This is a genomic window from Bradyrhizobium viridifuturi (assembly GCF_001238275.1).
In the GTDB taxonomy this organism is placed as follows: Bacteria; Pseudomonadota; Alphaproteobacteria; order Rhizobiales; family Xanthobacteraceae; genus Bradyrhizobium; species Bradyrhizobium viridifuturi.
The window spans coordinates 1-5214 of sequence record NZ_LGTB01000101.1 but is presented as its reverse complement, the minus strand read 5'-3'; the positions used below and the strand labels follow the sequence as shown (position 1 = coordinate 5214).

At 57.8% G+C, this 5214-nt stretch carries 3 protein-coding genes and 4 pseudogenes; 4 read left to right on the top strand and 3 right to left on the bottom strand.

Annotation, left to right across the window (positions count from 1 at the left end; genetic code table 11):
- Positions 1-297 precede the first annotated feature (297 nt).
- Both ALC15_RS45325 and ALC15_RS45320 read left to right on the top strand, forming a co-directional pair.
- Complete coding sequence (locus tag ALC15_RS45325) at positions 298-567, top strand: hypothetical protein (RefSeq protein ID WP_198400368.1); 270 nt, start codon at positions 298-300, stop codon at positions 565-567.
- Positions 564-746 carry a hypothetical protein gene (locus ALC15_RS45320; protein WP_198400367.1) on the top strand — a complete coding sequence of 61 codons (183 nt, stop codon included), beginning with the start codon at positions 564-566 and terminating at the stop codon, positions 744-746. The genes ALC15_RS45325 and ALC15_RS45320 overlap by 4 nt, the downstream gene beginning before the upstream one ends.
- A gap of 498 nt (positions 747-1244) precedes the next feature.
- Here ALC15_RS45320 and ALC15_RS40715 read toward each other — a convergent pair whose 3' ends face one another.
- Complete coding sequence (locus tag ALC15_RS40715) at positions 1245-1682, bottom strand: hypothetical protein (protein WP_050632123.1); 438 nt, start codon at positions 1680-1682, stop codon at positions 1245-1247.
- A 772-nt stretch (positions 1683-2454) separates the two neighbouring features.
- On the opposite strand from ALC15_RS40715, the pseudogene ALC15_RS40710 reads away from it, so the two are divergent.
- A pseudogene (locus ALC15_RS40710) lies at positions 2455-2713 on the top strand (transposase); the annotation flags it as partial.
- Positions 2714-3212: 499 nt separating this feature from the next.
- Here the strand turns inward: ALC15_RS40710 and ALC15_RS48120 are convergent.
- Positions 3213-3351, bottom strand: a pseudogene (locus tag ALC15_RS48120) (IS110 family transposase); the annotation flags it as partial.
- Between the two features lie 39 nt (positions 3352-3390).
- A pseudogene (locus ALC15_RS48115) lies at positions 3391-3477 on the bottom strand (hypothetical protein); the annotation flags it as partial.
- A 96-nt stretch (positions 3478-3573) separates the two neighbouring features.
- Between ALC15_RS48115 and ALC15_RS40700 the strand changes: the two are divergent.
- Positions 3574-5213: pseudogene (locus ALC15_RS40700) on the top strand (flavin-containing monooxygenase).
- The last annotated feature ends 1 nt before the right edge of the window (position 5214 follow it).

Sequence of the window (5214 nt, the reverse complement as noted above, 5' to 3'; positions counted from 1 at the left end):
CAAGGGCTGAGATGCAGCCGCGATGGCGTGCTTGTGTGTGCCGTTGTCGAGGAGCTATCTATTGAACCTGCACTCGCGGCGGCCATTTAAAATGCAAGGTTACCAAAGTACGTGGTCTTGAATGCCGTGCTCGAGAACAACGCAAGCGTTGCTCGACTAGCGGTCTTCCCAGGGCACGACGCAGCCGTGGTGGCACGTCATTTGCTCAGATCGGAACGAAAGGTCAAACGCCCAGCCCCCTCTACGCGTTGGACAGGACTTGCCTTCGCAAACTTGCCAAACCAACAGGAGGCAAACATGGGTCTGTACCTTATCGAGTACAAACAAGACCGAAACGTCGTGCTCGGCGTGAAGGATCAGCAAGACGGTGCGGCGGTCGTGCTGCGGAAAAAAGACACGCCCCTCCATTGCGTTCTCGGGGACCTCAATTTCGATACTGGAGCAATTACACTGAACTCGGGCGGGGCAATCTCACGGTCGGCACCGATCGCGTCGCGCCGGATGCTCTCCTCTCGCTCAAAGTGCATAACCCAGTCATCCAAAGTCAGCGGTGGGAAGTTCTCATGAACCCCGGCTTCATCCTTAGTCTCCCGGACAATAGCCTGTGCATCGATAATAAGACTCGTGGCACGAGTGACGGCAACTCGGTTTGGCTGTTCAAGTTCAACGGCTCGCCCGCACAGCAATGGAACTTCGTTCCCCTTATGAACTTGCGGGCCATGGAAGTTGCGGAGGATGCGGCCTGACGCCGTTCGCCCGCGCGGACTTAAGGCACTCCTCAATGGCGACAGGTAGCGGTACGCGACAATGCGGCGGCGAACATTCCCGTTGTGAATATTCGCCGCCACCAAAGCGGCGTAACGCTCGCGTGCGACTCAACCGTAGGCAAGTCGTTCGCTTGGTCACCAGTTCGGGTCGGCCTGCGCTCACCAGTTCATTCATCTCGTCTTCAACTGGGAGTTCGCTAGATTAGCGAGACATCTGGATAAGGCTTCCTGTACCCATTGGTGGCGCATTGGTTTGGTGACACGCCATACGCGCGGGCAACGTATCAAGCATTTTCTGCGGAATCGGTGCGAGGCATCGGAATCGGGGGCATTCTTGGCATCTTCAACAACGCTAAGGCGACCTTTTCGGACCGGGCCCACCCCGATTCAGTGAACCTGCACTCCGCGAAATACTCAAACAGCTCCGGAACGTCAATGCGCGGCCAACGATCGTCTGGTTTGATAATTTCGTCTCGCTCAGCCACTGCCGAAGATATTCCCACCACGCTTGGCTGCCAAAGTCGAGAAGATCATGACCTTTGAACACCAGAAGCGCCGCCATGCCGGAATCTCAGTTCGCGCCTCTTCATCCTGTCGTTCGAACCAATCCCGGATTGACTGCAATGGTGTTGCCGGCTGCTCGCCATCGATATCTGTGTTGGGCCGGCGCGTGCGATGGAACTGGACCACGTTATCCAACGGGGGCATGCACGGCCACGGCTTCCCCTCCGCGTCCCAAAAGAACCAGCGCTCGGCGATCTTTCTTGCCTTTTCAGGAGACTGAGTTTGCCAAGGCTCCCTGAGTGCCTCGTTAACGTAGTGGGAGACGTCAGCTCTAAGGCCGCATGTGCGGGCTATCGTTGCAAGGCGCCCGGCATCAATGAGCCGCGCCGCGAAGTCGTTCTCTGCGTTCATTTTCCGAAGCCTTCGCGCCTTCTCGTCGTCCGTGTTCCCTTCATGTTCATCAACTAGGAGCCCGGGGGAAATGCCGCGATACGCGTGGTGACCTAACGCCCGTCGGTGTCGGCCGAGCGGACGCCGTCCCGCGCCTCAAGTCACGCGCCGCTAACTCCGCTGGCCAACCAAAGCTTCAACTTGCGATGATAACCATACCCAAGAGAGGGCGGCCTGGGCTATGCCCGAAGAGCTGCATTCTTTGTGCCAAAACAAAACCCCTGCAATCTGCAGCGTAGTTGTGACGGCTTTGTCTACTTTCCGACTTGCGTGTCGTTGTCTTGCCAACATGTACTTTGGTACCCAGGGCATCCAGCCAGGCTGGAGATCGATCAGCTCTTCACCTTTACGGAACGCGCCGGCATTGTTGGCTTTGAAATCGCTCCACAACATCCAGGTCTGGCCAGCGCTTCAGCTCGAAGCTGTAATTCCGCGATACCAGGTACCCATGCGGCGAATACTTCCAATGCCGATGCAGCCACTCGCGCGCGACTTCCTCCGGCACACTAGGAAATGATGATTGAACCCGGAGCCCACCATTCATCGAATGGTGTTTTGACCGCACCACTCGGCTCAAACTCTGGCGCCAACGCCGTGGGGTACTTGTCCATAATGGTCATTAGATCGGCTGAGAACTTGACGAGGTTCAAGACCTGTGCGCGTGATGATCTGAGGCCGGCAAACTGGACGAGTTTTGGCTAGAGTTTTCGCATCGAATGGAGGAGTGAAGACGATGAAGGCCTCGAGGTTTTCGGACGGCCAGAAGGCGTTCATCCTGAAGCAGGGCAACGAGGGCGTTGCGGTGGCGGAGATCTGCCGCAAGGCCGGGATCAGCCAGGCGGACCTATTTCAACTGGAAGAAGAAGTACGACGGATTGCTGCCGACCGAGATGCGACGGTTGAAGCAGCTCGAGGAAGAGAACAGCAAGCTGAAGAAGCTGGTGGCGGATCTGCCGCTCGACAAGGAGATGCTGCAGGACGTGATCCGCCGAAATGTATGGTCCACTCCGTCCGTGCAAGGCTTTTCCTGCGGTTGCAGCCAGGCCAAGATGAGATACGCGCGCGCTGTTCCTGGATAGCTTCGTCGTGCTGGAGCACGCTTTCGGCAGGAAGGCTTACAGTGCGCCGATCAACGTTCTCGTCATCGTTTCCTCGAGCCTCGCAGTCGGAACTCTATGCCACCGTGGGGGCACGGCGTTCGTAGGTTGCTCCCGGCCGATTGAGAATCACCCATGCGACGCGCGCGGACCTTTGCCGCCAATGCCACCGTGACTTTGTTGATGTGCATGCGCTTCTGCAAGGTGTCGATCCAGGCGCCGAGCCGGTCTCCCAGCAGCCGGCGCATCATCGGCGTCAGGTCGTTTTCCTCGCTGGCTAGTACTCGCGGCATGTCGGCCTTGAACTGACCCACACCCTGATGGATTGCGACGCCGAACTCGATACACAGCGCCCGCATCTGGCAGATCAGTCGGGTTCGCCCGGTTACCATGCGGTCGCGGATACGGTGAAGCGCTTGCAGATCCGCCTGCGTCTCCGTCTTGATCTCAACAAAGCGCATGGTCGGCCGCGTGACGGCCTCGGCGATCGCAGCCGCGTCGATCACCTCGTTCTTATTCGAATTGATATAGGGCTTCACTGTCAGCATGTGGCTGTGGTGCAGGAGCCGGTCGAGGATCGCAGTGGCGACGACGGGATCACCGAACACGTCAGAGTACCGCGTGGGGCGCTGCTCACAGCCATTCTTTGGCGGCTTCATCTCGCTTAGGACTGCGGACTTCTTGCGCCCCCTCCCCTCATTGGTACGATACTTGCTGTTCTCCTCGCAGGTCGTCAAAAACAGAAGGGAGGAGAAATGACCAAGATGCCGAACAAGGACAATTGTCGTAGTGGCGGGCGTGCGACAACGAAATTCGATGCCGTGGTCGTCGGAGCAGGCATCGCCGGTCTTTACCAGCTGTACCGGCTACGAGAGCTCGGGCTGAACGTCAGGGCGATCGACGCTGCCTCGGGTGTCGGTGGCACTTGGTATTGGAACCGTTATCCTGGTGCGCGTGTCGATTCAGAAGGCTACCAGTACCAGTACCTTTCTCCGAAGACCTCTACAAACGATGGAGCTGGAGCGAAAGATTTCCGAGCCAGCCCGAAATCGAACGCTGGCTGAATTACGTGGCGGATCAGCTTGACCTGCGCAAGGACATTCAGTTCGGCACGACGGTCCAGAGTGCGCATTTTAATGAAGCGACGGAGCGATGGGTGGTCGTGACCGACAAAGGTAATGTGATCGATACCCAGTTTGTCGTCACCTGTTGCGGTGTGCTTTCGGCACCCCATGTGTCCTTTCCGGGGCAGGAGGCGTTCAAGGGGCAGGTGTTTCATACGGCGCGATGGCCGCAGCAACCGGTCGATCTTGATGAGAAGCTCGTCGGCGTGGTTGGTAACGGACCAACGGGGATCCAGGTGATCCAGACGATCGCGGAAAAGGTTGGCCATCTCAAAGTATTCGTCCGCACGCCGCAATACATCATACCTATGAAGAATTCCAAGTACACTGCCGGGGACGTCGAGGCCTACAAGTCAAGGTTCAAAACCCTTACCGAGCGACTGCCGCACACGTTCACGGGCTTCGAACATGACGTCGAGTACGCCTGGGCCGGTCTGCCACCGCAACAACGCCGCAGGGTGATTGAAGACTGCTGGAACGACGGTTCCGTGAAGTTGTGGATATCGTCCTTCGCCGAGCTGTTCTTCGATGAGGCGGTGAACGCGGAGATCTCCGAATTCGTGCGCGCGAAAATGCGCGAGCGGCTCAGAGATCCAAAACTTTATGACCTGCTGATCCCGAGCGATTACGGATTCGGCACTCATCGGGTGCCCTTGGAGCAGAATTTTCTCGAGGCGTTCCATCGAGTCAATGTGGAAGTTGTCAGCGTCAAGACCAACCCTATCGAGCGCATCACGACCGAAGGGATCCAGACGGTGGACGGCACAGTTCACCCGCTCGACGTCATCATCTTGGCAACGGGCTTCGATGCAGCAACGGGGGCTTTGACCCGCATCGACATCCGCGGCCGCGATGGACGATCCCTGAAGGAGGATTGGGGTCGAGACATCCGGACCACCATGGGGTTGCAGGTGCACGGCTATCCCAATCTCTTCATGACCGCAGTGCCGCTTGCCCCGGTGGCCGCGCTTTGCAACGCGACAACCTGCTTGCAGCAGCAGGTCGAGTGGATAACTGGATGCATTAGCTATCTCCGGGACAACAATTTGAAGGTGATCGAACCCTCCAAAGAGTTGGAAGATCAATGGGTGGCGCATCACGACGAGCTCGCCAACGCAATGCTGATCGCCAAGACGAATTCCTGGTACTTGGGGTCGAACGTTGAAGGCAAACCACGCCGAGTACTCGCCTACACCGGGGGCGCAGGCAACTATCGGCAAAAGTGCGACGAAGTCGCCGCAAGTGGCTATCCGGGCTTTACCGCGCACTAGG